The sequence below is a fragment of the Chitinophaga sp. OAE865 genome (assembly GCF_040546735.1).
Classification (GTDB): Bacteria; Bacteroidota; Bacteroidia; order Chitinophagales; family Chitinophagaceae; genus Chitinophaga; species Chitinophaga polysaccharea_A.
In genome coordinates this window covers 7,224,731-7,241,204 of record NZ_JBEPOF010000001.1, presented here as the reverse complement: position 1 = coordinate 7,241,204, position 16,474 = coordinate 7,224,731, and the positions used below count along the sequence as shown (strand labels likewise).

Genomic DNA, 16,474 nt, shown 5'->3' with positions numbered 1-16,474 from the left:
AATAAGACGCCGCTATTATGGGGCGGTTGGTTGATGCGCTTAACAGGCGCGGATTTCGATGATTTTGATCTGTGTTCATGGTGAATACGATTTTATTAGTCTACCAATCTTGTAGACAAATATAAGCATGTCATTTTATTTACCAAAAAATATTTTCCGGGTTGATCATTTCCCGCTGGTGAGCAGTTGTTCATAGTCGGCGGTGGTATCTATATCTATTGCTCCCTGCGGGAAGTGCACAGTGGCCACCTGCTCCGGGTGTTGCAGCAATATTTTTTTAGCGCCTTCCTGTCCGTTCAGTGCCAGCAGCTGTGGAAAGAATGGCTTTCCAAAGAGGGCAGGGGTACCGGTGGCATCGCCATAGGTGCAGGCAACGATGGCTTTACCGGAGGTATTTTTCAACGTTATCATTTCCTCCAGCAGGGAAGGGGTGATAAAGGGCTGGTCGCATAATAACAGCAATACATTATTTACGTGGGGCGCAATGCGCAGCAGGTGTTGTAAGCCCGTACGGATAGAACCGCCCATACCGGCCGGCCAGTGAGGATTTACAATGGTGTGTACTTTTTCGGTTACCAGTTGCTCCCTGATCTGTGTGGCGAAGGCGCCAAGCACTACTACGGTGGGCATATCGCAGTGATGGGCAGTGTGCACTACATTTTGCAGCAGGCTTTTGTTCTGGTAGGGGAGTTGCTGTTTGGGAGTTCCAAGTCGTTTAGAGGCGCCTGCGGCCAGGATAATGATACCGGTTGTTTTCATTATAGTTGCTGTTGAAGGATGATCTGTTGTTCGCGGGAATGGATGGATGTTGTTTTTTCCCGCAATGAAGTGGCTGCGGCGGCAGACAGCACTGATTTTATTTCACTGATCACCGACAGGGCAATTTCGGCTGCGGTTTCTGCTCCAAGATCCAGTCCTGCAGGACCGTGTATGCGTGCCCGTTGCTGCTGGGTAATAGAGATATTGTTCTCCGCCAGTTCGTCCAGCATGCGTTGCAGCTTTTTAACGGGGCCCAGTACGCCAATATACGCAAGTGGCAATGGCAACAGTTGTGCCAGCAGGGCGAGATCATAATTATAGTTATGCGTCATCAGCAGAGCGGCAGTATACTGGTCTGTTTGCAGCTGGGAAAGCGCCTGCGCGGGTTTGGCCATGAGTACCTGCGTGGCTTCCGGGAACCTTATGGTGGTGGCGTAACCGGGACGGCCATCAATAACAATGGTATGCCATCCGAGAAGGGCGGCCATTTTCACCAGCGGGATCACATCATTGCCGGCGCCGGCAACCAGGAGTTGCGGCGCTGGCGGTATGTAGGAGGTATGCGTCGTATAATCGTTACCGGTAGAGAGGTATGTTTTCGTAAAAGAGCTGCGTGACTGCAGCGCATGATTTGCATCAGTGATGATAGCATCCTGCAGATGCTGATCGGGTATACGTTGATGCATTTTGCCATTTGCGGTAAGCACCAGGCAGGTGCCGGGTTGTGGCCCTTTACGCCGGTGCAGTGTGAACAGGGTTACCAGTACGGCAGGCGCGCGATGGGATATTACTTCCTCCAGCATGGCTACTGCGTTGAGCGGATCTTCCGCATTCACGGGCTCCAGCAATATATGGATAATGCCGTTGCATCCAAGTCCTACGCCCAGTTTGGCATCGTCTTCATCATTGGTGTCGTAGGTTACCAGCATAGGTTGCTGTTGCATCATTACCAGTTGTGCTTTCCGCAGGGCGTCGCCTTCCAGGCAGCCCCCGCTGATAGCGCCGGTGAGCGTACCATTTTCCGTTACCAGCATTTTTGCGCCGGGCTGGCGGTAAGCAGAGCCTTCTACATGCACTACTGTTGCCAGCGCCGTTTTTATTCCCTGGCGGCAGGCAGTGTAATATGATTTTACGATGTCTTCCAGTTCTTTCATGTATTCAGTTTATTTTCCACTTTCCATTGCTGTGCAGCTTTTTCATCCAGCACCTTATCCGGGGTGATGGGGAGATCGCGCACGCGTTTGCCGGTTGCATGATACACGGCATTGGAAACCGCCGCAGCAAAGCCGATCAGCGCTATTTCCCCCATGCCTTTAGACCCCATGGGATTGATGTAAGGATCTTTCTTATTGATAAAATACACGTCGGTGGGTGGTGTATCTGCATTTACGGGAACGTGGTAATCGGCATAGTTGTTATTTACAAAACGACCGAAGCGGTGATCCAGTATTGCTTCTTCTGTGAGGGCCATGCCAATGCCGCCTACCACGCCGCCGATCATCTGGCTGCGCGCGGTTTTTGTGTTTACAATGGTGCCTGCATCGGCCACGCTCACAATATGTTTTATGCGCACCACACCGGTATGAGGATGTACATGTACTTTGGTGAAGTGTACGGAGAAAGAGTACATCGAGTACTTTTTCCTTTCTTCCCCGCTTTGCGAGGTAGCCACTACATTTACTTCCGGTAACTGCTGTTGTTGCAGGAGGGATTCGTAGGTGATTTTTTCCTGTCCCCCGGCTTTCAGCAGTTGTCCATCTTCAAAAACAATTGTTTCCGGTGTTGCGTTTTTAAATGCCGGTACATTACTGACCGCCAGTGATGCCAGCTTTTGCTGTAATGCTTTACAGGCGTCTGTTACAGCACTGCCAAGTGTAGACACGGTTGAAGAGCCTCCCTGTTGCGGTGCAAAAGGGTAAGCAGATTCACCGAGCATGAATTGTATTTTTGAAGGAGCAATGCCGGTTACATCTGCCGCTATCTGCACCATGGCAGTAGCAGTACCCGGGCCAATATCAGCAGCGGCGCTCTGGAGGATAAGGGACCCATCGGATTTTAGTGTAGCCGATACCGTAGCCCTGCCACGGAAGGCGCCAAAAGTACCGCTGCTCATGCCATATCCTACCAGCATTCCATCTTCCTGCATACTGCGGGGAGTTGCCTTCCGGTTAGTCCACCCGATTTTTTCAGCGCCCAGCTCATAGGCTTCTTTCAGATATTTACTGGAGAAAGGCAGGTCTTTTTCAGGATCGGTATCAGCATGGTTCAGTATCCTTAGCTGAAGCGGGTCTATATTGAGTTTGTAAGAAAGCTCATCAATGGCTGATTCCAGCGCAAATGCGCCGGTAGCTTCTCCGGGCCCACGCATCCATACGGGCGTGCTCAGGTTGAGCGGTACCAGTTTGTAACGGGTATTTACATTGGGGCATGCATACATGAATTTACTCATGGCCACAATGCCTTCTGTAAAATCTTCATAAGGAGAGGTAACGGCTACCGCTTCATGAGTGATGCCTGTGAGCTTACCATCGGAGGTAGCGCCAAGGCTCAGCTTTTGTATGGCACTGGGGCGGTAGCCTACCAGGGTGAACATCTGATCGCGTGTGATGACGAGCTTCACCGGTTTGCGTATTTTCTTAGCGGCCAGTATGGTGGCTACTTCCATGGGCCATACACGCAGCGCCATACCAAACCCTCCGCCCACAAACCGGGAGTGAACGGTGATATTCTGTTCCGGTAACTGGAATAACCTTTTCACCGTGTCCTGCACATTTTTTACGCCCTGTGTTTTCGCGTAGAGCACCAGTGTATCCGGCGTATCCCAATGTGCAATGATACCGGCCAGTTCCATAGGGTTATGTACTTCCAATGGAATGGTGTAAGTGGCATCCACGGTAACAGCTGCTTTTTTCCAGGCATCTGCTTCACCGCGCAAATAGTCTTTCATCCGGTTATTCTGGAATGCTTTGTCCATGCTGGCATTCATATCGGTATAATGCGTTTCCTGGTTGTACTGTACTTCCACCAGGGAAGCAGCATGCACAGCGCGTTCCAGTGTGTTGGCCAGTACTACGGCTACGGGTTGTCCGTTGGAATAGATGCGGTTGTCTTTAAATATTTTAAGACCATCTTTTGCGCCGGGATCGGCATTTTTATACCCCGGCACAGGTGGTGCATTCAGGTGGGATACTACATCTGCCACACCGGGGGCCTTTAATGCTTTAGTGGTGTTAATGCTTTTAATGGTGCCACTGCTGATAGGGCTGCATACCAGTGCGGCATATAATAGGTCCGGCAGGTGATGGTCTGCGAAATACCTGGCTCCTCCGGTTACTTTCAGGCGGCCATCTACACGGTCCATCGACTGTCCTGTTTGTTGCTTTTTCATACGCTGGCGGCTTTTAGTAAAGCGGTTTGAATACTGTTTACGGATAAACCTGTTTTAAACTGGTTGTGCTGGTATGTTTTGGCAGATTGCAATGCGATAGCTGCAGCCTGGCGGAAATTTTCTTCCGTGGGGGCTTTGCCTGCCAGTGCTTTTTCTGCTTCATACAGTCGCCATGGTTTATGCGCTACCCCACCCATGGCCAGGCGGGCGCTCCGGATCATGTTATTGCTGATGTCCAGTGCTGCTGCCACTGATACCAGGGCAAAGGCATAAGAGGCGCGGTCGCGTACTTTCAGATAATATACATTTTTCGTGTAGGCGTTAGCGGGAATTTCCACGGCGGTGATCAGTTCTCCTTTTGCCAGGTTGTTATCCAGCTGCGGGGTGTTGCCCGGCAGGCGGTGGAAATCCGTAAAAGGGATGCGGCGGTCACCTTTAGGGCCGGTTACCAGTACGGTGGCATCCAGCGCAGCCAGCGCCACGCACATGTCGCTGGGATGTACCGCGATACAGCTATCGCTGGCCCCGAAGATGGCGTGCATACGGTTAATGCCGCCAATAGCGCCGCAGCCGCTATTGGGGCTGCGCTTATTGCAGGGCATGGTAGTATCGTAAAAATAGGTGCAGCGGGTGCGTTGCATCATATTGCCGCCTACAGTAGCCATATTGCGGAGCTGCTGTGAGGCGCCTGCCAGCAGGGCCTGGGCCAGTAACGGGTGATGTGTGGTTACCAGTTCATGTGCCGCCAGTTCACTGTTGAGCGCCAGGGCGCCTATATGAAGTGTGTTGCCATTCAGCTGTATATCTTTCAATGGTAAACGGTTAATATCTACCAGTTTTTCCGGTATTACCACGCCGCTTTTCATCAGGTCCAGCAGGTTGGTACCGCCGGCAATAAAGCGGGCGGAATTGTCTTTCGCCACGGCATCTACAGCGGCTTTCAGGCTGGAAGGCCGTACATAGGAGAATTGATTCATACTGTTTTCCCTCCCTGTTTTACGTCCATAATGGCATGAACAATATTATCATAAGCGCCGCAGCGGCAAATATTACCGCTCATGAACTCTCTTATTTCTTCAGGAGAACCGGCATGGCCTTCACGGATGCAGGCTACAGCCGACATGATTTGCCCCGGGGTACAATAGCCGCACTGGAAGCCATCGTGTTTAATAAATGCCTCCTGTACGGGATGCAGCTCTTCACCATTAGCAAGACCCTCGATGGTGGTGATCTTTTTTCCTTCCTGCATTACCGCCAGCGTCAAACAGGAGTTGATGCGGCGGCCATCTGCATGCACCGTACAGGCGCCGCATTGGCCATGATCACAACCTTTTTTTGTGCCGGTAAGCTGCAGCTGTTCCCTGAGCAGGTCCAATAATGTAACGCGTGGTTCTACGGAAACCTGTACTTTTTTTCCGTTGATCTCCATACTTACCGGCATCTTCTCAAAGATGCCGGCGATGGTTTCATCGTGCTGAGCCGCTTTTATTACCAGCGGCGGCGTGAACGCCAGTGCCATCACTGCGGAAGATTGTTTCAGGAAGTCGCGGCGGGCTTCATGTTTGCCCTTTCCGGGCGGATAGTGTTGTTGGTCGTTTTCCTGTGGCATTTTCTACCGGATTTAATCCCTAATAAGTTAGTAAATAAATCCGGTATTTGGTTTTTAAAATAGATGAGCGGCGCTTCACCGTGCGCCGCCACTGCCACTACCGGTGCTGATCCACGAAAGAAGGTAGTGTTGTACTTGTTTATTGCCCCTCATTTTTCAGGTGTGAGAGCCATTGCTGTGCAAATTCATTTCCGGGTTCCAGCTGCAGCAGCCGTTCAAATGAGGCGATGGCTTCAGGGACCTGTTCCATATGATAAAAAAGCACTGCTCGGTTCAGATGCACATAGGCATTATCGGGGGCAAGCGCCAGCGCCTTATCGTAAATAGCCAGCGCCTGGTTGTACTGCTCCAGCAACATGAGAATAGAGCCTTTATTCATCAGTAATCCCGGCTCGTTGGGTGATAGTTCCAATCCTTTATCAGCGTAAGCCAGCCCTTCCTGCAGGCGGCTGAAAACACTTTGCCTTGTAGCTTCGCTGGCGCCGTTGTCTTCCATTTCAGTGATAGCGGTATTAGCTTCCTGCAAAATTTCCACTACCTGTTGTTCGTACCATGCAGCGCTTTTTTCCACCTGTGCTTTAAAAGGCACAGCTTCAAGGTCTATTTCTTCTTCTGCCTGCTCCGGTGCAGTGGCAGGCATTTTATCTGCTGCGGGGGCGTACCACCACTGGCAGAATTTGCCCAGTTCACCACCAACGGGCAGTTCATCTGCCGGCGGCAATCCTTCGTTGGGTATGGCATCGTTGGTTACCACCAGATCGAGGATGGCTTCAAGCGCTTTGTAGTGAATGAGCTCACCTTCCTGCTCGGCTTCCATTACCATGTAAGGAAGCAGCTGGTACCACAGGCCCAGTACGTCTTTATCTTTTTGTTCGCCTGCGGCTTCTGCCACTTCATGTGCAAGAGAGAAAACATCCGTTTTTTCCGGCGCTATGGCATCATCACCGGTAAGCGTGCCATTGGCTACCATATCAGCCCAGAGAAAGGAGCCGGCATCGCAGTACATAATGTAAGACTGGGTAGCAAAATCAAAATTGGCGTAACCGGCTACAGGATTGCTTTCCTGGTCCCATTCCGCAATGGGATTGCGGTATATGAAGCTGAATTTCCGGCTGGCAGCCAGTGCATCGAACCAGGCAGCATGGGTGGCATACGCCGGGTGCGCGCTAACGGGAAAAGTATATACGAAATGATGTTTGATTAACACGTCTATCACCCGGAAATGTGTAAACGCGGTATCGTATTGCTGTTGTAATTTGTACAGGTTAAAAAAGAGGCTCCTGCGATCCAATCCTTCTTCCTGGCTTTTATCCAGGCAAAGAACAGACAGTTCCACCAGTGTCTCAAATTCATGCATCGCCATATGTTACTTGCTTTGGGCGCAAGTTACGCGAATTTTGTCTTGGAACACTGATTACGCTGATTTTGATGATTTCATTGATTTTGTTTTTTTGAATTTTGAAATAATAAAGGGAGATATAGGCGAATTTATCCCCGTATATCTCCCTGCTTTTTATAAAACATTTAAAGTAAAATCAAAGCAATCATCAAAATCAGCGTAATCAGTGTTCCAAGACAAATCCCGTTATTTGAGCAAAACGTTCTTCACGTATTTATAGCTTTGGGTGATGCTATCGAATGGTTCGATGGTGATTTTGTCCTGTTCTACGAAAAGATGTTTTACGCCGGCAAGTTTTGCCTGGGCAAAGATCTTTGAGAAGTTGATGCTGCCGATTCCCACTTCTGCGAAGGTGACGCCGGAGAGCAGCTCCATGGAGGTTTTATTTTCAGTGCCTGTGGCGGTAAGACTGGCAGTATTCGATTTATCCATGTCTTTCACATGCCAGGCTACAAATCTGCCGGGTGCTTCTTTAAACAGGGTGATGGGATCGCGACCTGATTTTACGGCCCAGAAAAGATCCAGTTCAAAGGTAACCAGTGAGGGGTCTGTTTCTTTCAGCATTACTTCGTATCCGGTGCTGTTGCTGTCGGCCAGTGGTTTGAATTCCCAGTAGTGGTTATGATAACCGATCTTCAGATTTGCTTTTTTACATTGTTCACCGGCTTTGTTCAGTTGTTCTGCCATGAACTTATAATCATCTGCTCCCAGTTTTTTATCCCACAGGGAGAGCGGTAATACGGGTACAATAAAGTATTGCTGGCCGAGTGCTGCTGCCAGGTCGATTTGCGGTTGCAGGGCATCGGCGTTACCATTGCCTTTGGTCAGATAATCATTGAGCTGATAGTGGCCGCTGGGTGTATTCAATTGGTGTTGTTTCAGTACGGCGTTTAGCTCCGCAGGTTTCAATCCCCAGAACTCGCCTTTGTCGCCCGTGCCCTGGAAGCCATAAAAGGTTTCCACTTCCCTGTAGCCAATGCCGGCTACTTTGGCCAGTGTGCCTTTAGGATCTTTAGCCAGCTGGTCGCGCAGGGTGTACAGCTGCAAACCTATTTTCTTTGGCAGCGCTTTGTTGCCGGTCATGGCAGACAAAGCGCCCGGTAACATCATACCGGCGGCTATCAGCCCGGTTTGTTGTATGAATGAACGTCTCGACGTATGCATGGTAAATATGTTTGTAACGTGGGTAAATGTATAACTAACGAAGTGGTTACGCAGAGCAATTTAATAAAACGATTTTATCTTCCTGAAAATTTTTAAAAAGAAAAACCAGGCATGATACTTTTTTGCAGGATCAGGTATAATAATACTGATTTTTATAACGGTGATGCCTCATCGCAGTAGTAATGATACAATGGGGAAGGAATTCTGCCCGTTGCTTACTGCGCCGCTACAGCAGGGCTTTTAGCTTATATAAATTTTGAAAAGATATGGGTATAATTAATTAAATTGTTAGTAGTTACTGATCCAAAACCACGTTTAAAATGAATTTTTCTTTCAGCGATGTAAAGCAGCCGGAAGAAGGCGCCGGGAAGAAGTCGAAGTTGAGAGAATGGATAGAAGCTGCTCTTTTTGCTGTGGTTGCCGCTACCCTTATCCGTACCTTTATCTTTGAAGCTTTTGTTATCCCCAGTTCCTCAATGGAAAAAACGCTGCTGATCAATGATTTTATTTTTGTCAGCAAAATCAGTTATGGCCCGCGTGTTCCTATTACCCCGCTGGCCTGGCCTTTCACCCATCATACCCTCCCGCTTACTAAAAACACCAAACCCTTTTCTACCGCTGTTCAGTGGCCTTATACAAGGCTTCCCGGTTTCAGCAGCGTACATCGTAATGACGTGGTGGTATTCAATTATCCCTGCGGGGATACGGTGCTGAAAACAATTGCCGGGGATGATGAGGATTACTATACAAATATGCGCTCACTGGGGGCGGAGTATGTGCGTAAAAATTATCCTCCGCCGGTTACCCGGCCGGTAGATAAGAGAGAGAACTGGATCAAACGCTGTGTCGCCATTCCCGGTGATACCCTGCAGATCATTGACGGTATTGTGTATATCAATCATACTGCCATGGCATCCCCCGAGCATTTTGAAGCCAGGTATTATGTAACGATGCCGGATAAAAAAGAGCTCAGCGACTCTATGCGCGATGTACTGGGAACAGATCATATCCAGCGTGCCACCAGGGATTCAGGTATGTTCATCTACAATCTTACCACTGCAAACGTTGATACGCTGAAAGCCATGGGAGGCGTCGTAAAACGGTATGTATACGATGCGTTTGCCGACTCGAGGGTGTTCCCTTTTGATACCAGGCATTATGAATGGAACGAGGATTGCTTCGGCCCCCTGTATATTCCCCGTAAAGGCGCTACAGTAAAGCTGGACACGCTTACCCTGCCTTTTTACAGCCGTATTATAGCTACTTATGAGCACAATACACTGCGTGTTGTAAACGGAAAAATCTATATCAATAACCAGGAAACAGACAGTTATACCTTCAAAATGAATTACTACTGGATGATGGGGGATAACCGCCGGGAATCGATGGATTCCCGCTTCTGGGGCTATGTTCCGGAAGATCATATTGTTGGGAAAGCCTGGATCATCTGGATGAGCATTCATCATAACCGTATCCGGTGGGGACGGCTTTTTTCGGCGATAAAGTAGCGAAGGTTGTCTGACTCAGTTTAATCCTGAGTCAGACAACCTTCGCGTTTGAATTCGTATTTTTGCGGGATGCCCGTATTACATAACTCAGATTACCAGGCGCCGTTTTTACTACGGAACCGCCATATGCTTACCATCTATCCTTCCTTATTCCGCAGCATACGGCCGGCGGCATACAGGAGGGAACGCATCACTACGCCCGACGGGGACTTCCTGGACCTGGATTTCAGTGAAAAGGGGAGCAGCCGCCTGGTGGTGATCCTGCACGGACTGGAAGGTAATGCCAGCCGCAAGTATGTACTGGGAATGGTGCATATTTTTAATGGCGCCGGTTTTGATACCGTATCCATGAATTTCCGGGGATGCAGCGGCGAGCCTAATAAGAATCTCCGCTTTTATCACAGTGGCGAAACAGAAGATCTGCATGCTGTGATCAGGTACCTGGTATCGCTGAAGAAATATACGGCTATTCATCTGGTAGGCTTTTCCCTGGGCGGGAATGTAACTTTAAAGTACCTGGGAGAAAGGGGCGCAACGGTGGATGGGACCATCAGATCGGCGGTAGCCATATCTGTGCCCTGCGACCTGAAAAGCGGCTCCGCAGAGCTGGAGAAAAGGCATAATATTATATATATGCAGCGGTTTATCAGGGACCTGGGAGAGAAGCTGCGACTGAAAGCACTGCAATTCCCGGGGAGCATCAATCTTGACCACTACGCGGAGGTCCGGTCTTTCCGGCAGTTCGATGACCGCTATACTGCGCCCATGCATGGGTTTAAAGATGCCCTTACCTATTGGGAGCAATGCAGCTCCCGGCCATTGCTGCCGGATATCCGTATACCGGTACTGTTGATCAATGCGAAAGATGACCCATTCCTGGGGAAAGAATGCTATCCTTATGAAATAGCGGCCGGCAGCAAGTATGTTTTCCTGGAAACCCCGCACCAGGGCGGTCATGTTGGATTTGTAAGATTCGGGGAAGATTTTTACTGGTCCGAAAAAAGGGCGCTGGCCTTTATACAGCAGATGTAAACCCACCTGCAGGCAGTCAATTTAGTGTTATTTGTATTTCCCGTGGTTTTTTATAATTTACAGCGGAACGGTGTGCAACATTTAAATCAGTAAAACACATATGGAGCGAATGCCATCTGAAGAAGAGGTGTTATTGAGGATGATAAGAGGTGATGAATTGGCTTTTTCCAGTATCTACCGGCACTACCATTCTTCTCTCTATATCTACCTGTTACGCTTTTGCAAAGTGCCTTCCCTGGCGGAGGACCTTGTTCATGATGTATTCCTGAAAATATGGGAGATCAGGGAGCGGATCAACCCACAGCTCTCTTTTAGTGGTTACCTCTACAGGATTGCCCGTAACCACGTTTTTAAGACTATTGCCAAACTGGCCACAGATGAGCAGATGCGCGAGCAATTGTTCCGGCAGCTTTCACAGCATGATGCGGGGTTAACCGATCTTGCTATCCGGTCAAGGGAATACGACCGCCTTTTCCAGGAAGCATTGAGCCGGATGACCAGCCAGCGGTTAAATGTGTTCCGCCTGTGCCGGCAGGAAGGCAAAACCTATGATGAAGCTGCCGCCATTCTGGGCATTTCCCGCGATACCGTTAAAAAGCACATGGTGCTCAGTATGCGGTTCATACAGGATTATATCTTCCGTCATGGCGACATCCTGGTAGCCACCTATCTTCTTACCACTATTATCTGAAAAATATTTTTCCCCGGGGGTACCCTCTTTCTTTATTTCCGGATATTATATGCAGGGCCTGTATTAAAGCGCCTGGTATTATAATGAACTTACCGGAAGAACAACAGGAAGCACTATTGCAAAAATACCTCGATGGCCAATGCTCGCCGGAGGAAATAGCCACCTTATACAGCTGGCTGCTTACCTCCGATGCGCATCGGCCGCTGTTATCTGTAATGCAGCAGGATTTTGAGCGTATTATGAAGGAGCGGCCGGTAGTTCCTGAAGCATTGAGCAACCGGATAGAAAGCAGGTTGCTGCAGTCTATCAATACCAGTAGGAAGGAAACGGTACCGATGCGGGTATCCTTCCGCCGTAACTGGACGATAGCGGCAACAATAGCCTTGTTGGTAGCATCCGGCATTACTTTGTTTTACACCCTGCGCAGGCCGGCAGTTCCCTTGCCGGCTGCCGCGCAGGTGGCAGATGTAATGCCGGGAACCAACAAAGCGGTACTTACACTGGCCGATGGAACGGTGGTAACGCTTGACAGCACCGGCAAACAGGTGATACAACAGGGCGCTACTGTTGTAAAGCAGCAGAATGGAAAACTGGAATACGCCGTATCGGGAGGGAATGCAACGGTAGGATATAATACGCTGAAAGTACCGCGGGGCGGGCAATTTACCGTTGAGTTGCCGGATGGCACCATTGCCTGGCTTAATTCCGCATCCAGCCTGCGTTATCCGACCGCTTTTACCGGTAACAACCGTACCGTGGAAATGGAAGGACAGGGATATTTTGAGGTAAAGCAAAATGCGAAACGCCCTTTCGTGGTAAAAGTGAATGCGATAGAAATACAGGTACTGGGTACCGCTTTCGATATCATGGCCTATCCTGATGAAGATGCAGTAAACACTACGTTGATCAGCGGTGCAGTGAAGGTGAAGTCGGCCAAAGCGGAAAAATTGCTGCATCCCGGCGATCAGGCTGCGATCAGCAGCAGCACGGGAGCTGTGGTGGTACACCCGGTGGATGTAGCCGCGGTAACCGCCTGGAAAACCGGATTTTTTGAATTTGACAATGCTAATATAAATGTAATCATGAGACAGTTAGCCCGTTGGTATGATATAGAAATAGATACAAAAAATGCAGACAACAGGCTGTTTGGCGGAAGGATCAACAGGAACCTGCCATTATCGGAAATGCTGAAACTACTGGAAGCCAGTGGTGCCAAGTTTAACCTGGAAGGAAGAAAATTAACCGTAATAAAGTAACAAGACAACACTTTTAATATTCACAGTTATTGCTGCTTCCACGTTGCGGCGATCCACGTAAAAGAACCGATAAATTTTAAACAGATGACAACAACCGGAACAAGTTAATCGGGAAAGGTATGTCCGAAAAAAACCGGAAGTGCTCGCAACACTCCCGGTATGGCCTGGGCATTCCTTTGAGTTTCAGTCCCTTAATCAAAGAACTTCATTACAAGAATTCCCAAACACTACAAAAGTATGCAATTAAACTTTAGTGGTATAATTTCCTGTACCCGGAAATTACTATCAACCAAAATGTTCTGCGTTATGAAAATGACCGCCTTTTTGCTTCTTACAGCTTGCCTGCATATCAGCGCAAAAGGATTGTCGCAGCAGATTACGCTCTCGGAAAAAAATGCGCCCCTGAAAAAAGTGCTGAAAGAAGTGGCCCGGCAGGCCGGTGTATCCGTGGTGTACGACGAAGCCCTATTATCTTCATTTGCACCTGTTAACGTAAATGTTAGCAATGTATCTGTAAAGGAAGCCCTGGACATCTGCCTGAAAAATCAGCCACTGGCTTACGTAATGGAAGGGAAGCGCATTACGCTGGTAAAAATTCCCGGTAAAAGCGCTGCCGATTCCAGTATCACTGTCAGCGGCAGGGTGCTGAATGAAACAGGCGAGCCTATTCCCGGGGCCACCATCCGCCTGCAGAACTCCAATAGCGGAACAGCAGCTGATGCAGATGGTAAATTCAGTATTAAAGTGCCCGGCAACAGGAGCCTGCTGATAGTATCCTTTATTGGGTACGACAGCAAAGTGGTGGCCGTTTCTGCCAGTCCGCTCAGCATTCACCTGAAACCTTCCAACACTGCGCTTACAGAAACCGTAGTGGTAGGATATGGTATCCAGAAGAAAAGCGTAGTTACCGGCGCCATTTCCAGTGTTCGTGCTTCCGATATTGAATCGCAGCCGGTAACCCGCATAGAACAGGTACTTCAGGGCCGTACTTCCGGTTTAACAATAGCCGCCAGTTCCGGTCAGCCGGGATCCGCATCATCTGTGCGCGTAAGAGGCATCACTTCTTTCAACAACAATAATCCCCTGTGGGTAATAGATGGAGTAGTGGTAGATAATGGAGGCATCGGTTACCTTAATCAATACGATATTGAATCCGTGGAAGTATTGAAAGATGCTGCTTCCCAGGCTATTTACGGTGCACGCGCTGCAGCCGGCGTTATCCTGGTAACCACCAAAAAAGGAAAGAGCGGTAAAATTTCTGTCAGCTATAATGGCTACCTCGGTACTTCCGCACCGGCGCATAAACTGAAACTGCTGGATGCCACCCAATACGCTACATTAAGAAATGAAGCGGTTACCAACGATGGCGGCACTGCGCCTTTTGCCAATCCATCTTCCTATGGCAAGGGTACCGACTGGCAGGCGGAAATTTTCAATAATAGCGCTATCCGGCAGAATCATGAATTAAGTATCAGCGGTGGCGGCGAAAAATCTACCTTCTATTCCTCTTTTGGTTACCTGAAACAGGAAGGTGTGATAGCTTCTGATATCTCTAAATACGAACGGGCTAACTTCCGATTGAATTCCACACATAAAATTACTCCCTGGCTCACCTGGGGCGAAAATGTTGGCTATTCTTATGAAAAATCAACCGGCATAGGCAACACCAATAATGAATTCGGTGGACCGCTGAGCTCTGCGATCAACCTGGATCCGTTTACCAAACCCGTGATCACTGATCCTGCAGAATCTGCCGGAGGCCAGTATACACAAACAGGGGCCAGGAAAAATGCAGCAGGGCAGTTTTATGGTATCTCCGACCAGGTGGCACAGGAAATTACCAACCCATTGGCTTATATCAGTACCCGTCTTGGAAATTATGACTGGTCGCACAACATAGTAGGTAACACTTTCCTGGAAATGGAGCCTGTGAAGGGACTGAAATTCCGCTCCACACTGGGCGCAAAAATTTCCTTCTGGGGCGATGAAACATTCACACCGGTATATTACCTGAACAGCTCTTCCAAAAATACCCGCACTTCCTTTAACCGTGGCCAGCACCAAAGCTATGCATGGAACATAGAAAATATTGTTTCCTATACCCGCAGCTTTAATAAGCACAACATTACGTTGCTGGCAGGACAGGGCGCTTACATGGATAACCGGTTAAAAGAGCTGAATGTAATGTTCTACGATATTCCAGCCACCACCTTTGAAGAGGCTTCCCTTAACTTTAAATCGGCTGCGGCCAACCGCATCTCCGATGGTAAAGAAAATATTGATCACCGGGTGTCTTCCCTCTTCGGACGTATCAACTATAACTACGCCGAAAAATACCTGGTAGAAGGTATCCTGCGCCGCGATGGTTCCTCCCGCTTTGGCCCTAATCACCAGTATGGTATCTTCCCTTCCTATTCACTGGGATGGGTAGCATCCAAAGAAAATTTCTGGCCGGAAAATAAAGTGGTGGATTTCCTGAAATTCCGCGGAGGCTATGGCACGGTGGGTAGCGATGAGATCGACGACCAGGCGTTTGCTTCCACCATTGGCAGTGGCAGGAATTATAATTTCGGCCCGCTGGGATATACCGTTGGATACAGTCCGAATGCACCGGCCAATCCCAACCTGAAATGGGAATCGACCAGCCAGACCAATATTGGTTTTGAAGCCACGTTGTTACATAATATCACCTTAAGTTTCGACTGGTACAACAAGAAAACAAAAGATATCCTGATGAAGCCCCGTCTGCCTTTATTTGTGGGCGCTATTGCCAACTCCGCGGCCAATGTAGGCAGCATGGAAAACAGTGGCATGGAACTGGAACTGGGCTATCGCGGGAAGATCGGCGAAGTGGAATTTTCTGCCAATGGTAACGCTTCTTACATGAGAAATAAAGTTACCTACCTGGGCGAAGGCGTAACCCGTTTGAATGATAAAGAAGAAAGATTCCAGAACATGCCTGAAATTGTAAGAACAGAAGTAGGGCATGCATTCAACTCTTTCTATGGTTACGAATTAATGGGTATTTTCCAGAACCAGCAACAAATAGATGCTTATACCAACAAAGCCGGGGGTAAGATACAACCGTCTGCCAAACCGGGCGACTTCCAGTTCGCTGACCTTGATGGAGACGGCAGTATTTCAGATAAGGACCGGACATTTATCGGTAACCCAACTCCAAGCTGGACCTATGGCATCACCATCAATGCAGCTTACAAGGGATTTGATATCATTGTATTTGGCCAGGGCGTTAACGGCAACCAGATCTTCCAGGGATTGCGCCGCCTGGATATTCCAAAAGCCAACTGGCAAACCAAAGCACTGGAACGCTGGACACCGGAAAATCCATCCACTACTTATCCACGGCTCACTGTATCTGATCCCAATAAAAATTACAGCAGGCCATCTTCCTTCTATCTGGAAAACGGCAGCTACTTCAGGGTTAAAACATTACAGGTTGGCTATTCACTGCCGTCAACTGTTGTTAAGAGAACCGGTTTACAGAAAATACGTGTATATGTAATGAGCGAAAACCTGTTCACCATCACTAAATATACCGGCTTCGATCCTGAGATAGGCGGTACTAACGCCCTGAGTATAGACCGTGGCGTATACCCGCAGGCGCGTTCTTTTATAGGTGGGTTGAATGTTACTTTCTGATAATTTAA

12 protein-coding genes are annotated in these 16,474 nt (G+C 48.8%); 5 read left to right on the top strand and 7 right to left on the bottom strand.

All coding sequences use genetic code 11. From position 1 onward, the window contains the following. Positions 1-165 precede the first annotated feature (165 nt). The 7 genes from ABIE50_RS28800 to ABIE50_RS28770 form a co-directional block, all read right to left on the bottom strand. Positions 166-759, bottom strand: coding sequence for a nucleotidyltransferase family protein (locus ABIE50_RS28800; protein ID WP_209862038.1), 594 nt, complete (start codon positions 757-759; stop codon positions 166-168). After that, entirely contained in the window at positions 759-1,913 is a 1,155-nt protein-coding gene (locus ABIE50_RS28795) for an XdhC family protein (RefSeq protein WP_209862035.1), read from the bottom strand. Before ABIE50_RS28795 ends, ABIE50_RS28800 begins: the two co-directional genes overlap by 1 nt. Further along, on the bottom strand, positions 1,910-4,147 hold the full coding sequence (locus ABIE50_RS28790; RefSeq protein ID WP_209862032.1) for a xanthine dehydrogenase family protein molybdopterin-binding subunit: 2,238 nt from the start codon (positions 4,145-4,147) through the stop codon (positions 1,910-1,912). The genes ABIE50_RS28795 and ABIE50_RS28790 overlap by 4 nt, the downstream gene beginning before the upstream one ends. Beyond that, complete coding sequence (locus ABIE50_RS28785) at positions 4,144-5,124, bottom strand: FAD binding domain-containing protein (protein WP_209862029.1); 981 nt, start codon at positions 5,122-5,124, stop codon at positions 4,144-4,146. Before ABIE50_RS28785 ends, ABIE50_RS28790 begins: the two co-directional genes overlap by 4 nt. Further along, positions 5,121-5,756 (bottom strand): (2Fe-2S)-binding protein, encoded by a 636-nt coding sequence (locus ABIE50_RS28780; RefSeq protein WP_354028220.1) that lies wholly within the window; start codon positions 5,754-5,756, stop codon positions 5,121-5,123. The genes ABIE50_RS28785 and ABIE50_RS28780 overlap by 4 nt, the downstream gene beginning before the upstream one ends. A 139-nt stretch (positions 5,757-5,895) precedes the next feature. Further along, a complete protein-coding gene (locus ABIE50_RS28775; RefSeq protein WP_209862026.1) occupies positions 5,896-7,119 on the bottom strand; it encodes a tetratricopeptide repeat protein in 1,224 nt (407 codons plus the stop codon). Positions 7,120-7,341: 222 nt separating this feature from the next. After that, complete coding sequence (locus ABIE50_RS28770; protein WP_209862023.1) at positions 7,342-8,319, bottom strand: sugar phosphate isomerase/epimerase family protein; 978 nt, start codon at positions 8,317-8,319, stop codon at positions 7,342-7,344. A gap of 320 nt (positions 8,320-8,639) precedes the next feature. On the opposite strand from ABIE50_RS28770, the gene lepB reads away from it, so the two are divergent. The 5 genes from lepB to ABIE50_RS28745 all read left to right on the top strand — a co-directional run bounded on the left by lepB (position 8,640) and on the right by ABIE50_RS28745 (position 16,466). Continuing rightward, positions 8,640-9,827 (top strand): signal peptidase I, encoded by a 1,188-nt coding sequence (gene lepB, locus ABIE50_RS28765; protein WP_209862021.1) that lies wholly within the window; start codon positions 8,640-8,642, stop codon positions 9,825-9,827. Positions 9,828-9,896: 69 nt separating this feature from the next. Then, on the top strand, positions 9,897-10,859 hold the full coding sequence (locus ABIE50_RS28760; RefSeq protein ID WP_209862018.1) for a YheT family hydrolase: 963 nt from the start codon (positions 9,897-9,899) through the stop codon (positions 10,857-10,859). A gap of 100 nt (positions 10,860-10,959) precedes the next feature. After that, the gene (locus ABIE50_RS28755; protein ID WP_209862013.1) at positions 10,960-11,550 is read left to right on the top strand and encodes an RNA polymerase sigma factor; all 591 of its coding nucleotides are present in this window, start codon (positions 10,960-10,962) and stop codon (positions 11,548-11,550) included. An 83-nt stretch (positions 11,551-11,633) separates the two neighbouring features. Beyond that, complete coding sequence (locus tag ABIE50_RS28750; protein ID WP_209862010.1) at positions 11,634-12,806, top strand: FecR domain-containing protein; 1,173 nt, start codon at positions 11,634-11,636, stop codon at positions 12,804-12,806. Between the two features lie 306 nt (positions 12,807-13,112). Then, entirely contained in the window at positions 13,113-16,466 is a 3,354-nt protein-coding gene (locus ABIE50_RS28745; RefSeq protein WP_209862007.1) for a SusC/RagA family TonB-linked outer membrane protein, read from the top strand. The last annotated feature ends 8 nt before the right edge of the window (positions 16,467-16,474 follow it).

Bases quoted from the DNA above. Each gene is read 5' to 3' on its own strand.
- ABIE50_RS28775 (WP_209862026.1), bottom strand. From the start codon at position 7,119: ATGGCGATGCATGAATTTGAGACACTGGTGGAACTGTCTGTTCTTTGC.
- ABIE50_RS28795 (WP_209862035.1), bottom strand. From the start codon at position 1,913: ATGAAAGAACTGGAAGACATCGTAAAATCATATTACACTGCCTGCCGC.
- ABIE50_RS28755 (WP_209862013.1), top strand. From the start codon at position 10,960: ATGGAGCGAATGCCATCTGAAGAAGAGGTGTTATTGAGGATGATAAGA.
- lepB (WP_209862021.1), top strand. From the start codon at position 8,640: ATGAATTTTTCTTTCAGCGATGTAAAGCAGCCGGAAGAAGGCGCCGGG.
- ABIE50_RS28780 (WP_354028220.1), bottom strand. From the start codon at position 5,756: ATGCCACAGGAAAACGACCAACAACACTATCCGCCCGGAAAGGGCAAA.
- ABIE50_RS28790 (WP_209862032.1), bottom strand. From the start codon at position 4,147: ATGAAAAAGCAACAAACAGGACAGTCGATGGACCGTGTAGATGGCCGC.
- ABIE50_RS28750 (WP_209862010.1), top strand. From the start codon at position 11,634: ATGAACTTACCGGAAGAACAACAGGAAGCACTATTGCAAAAATACCTC.
- ABIE50_RS28745 (WP_209862007.1), top strand. From the start codon at position 13,113: ATGAAAATGACCGCCTTTTTGCTTCTTACAGCTTGCCTGCATATCAGC.
- ABIE50_RS28770 (WP_209862023.1), bottom strand. From the start codon at position 8,319: ATGCATACGTCGAGACGTTCATTCATACAACAAACCGGGCTGATAGCC.
- ABIE50_RS28760 (WP_209862018.1), top strand. From the start codon at position 9,897: ATGCCCGTATTACATAACTCAGATTACCAGGCGCCGTTTTTACTACGG.
- ABIE50_RS28800 (WP_209862038.1), bottom strand. From the start codon at position 759: ATGAAAACAACCGGTATCATTATCCTGGCCGCAGGCGCCTCTAAACGA.
- ABIE50_RS28785 (WP_209862029.1), bottom strand. From the start codon at position 5,124: ATGAATCAATTCTCCTATGTACGGCCTTCCAGCCTGAAAGCCGCTGTA.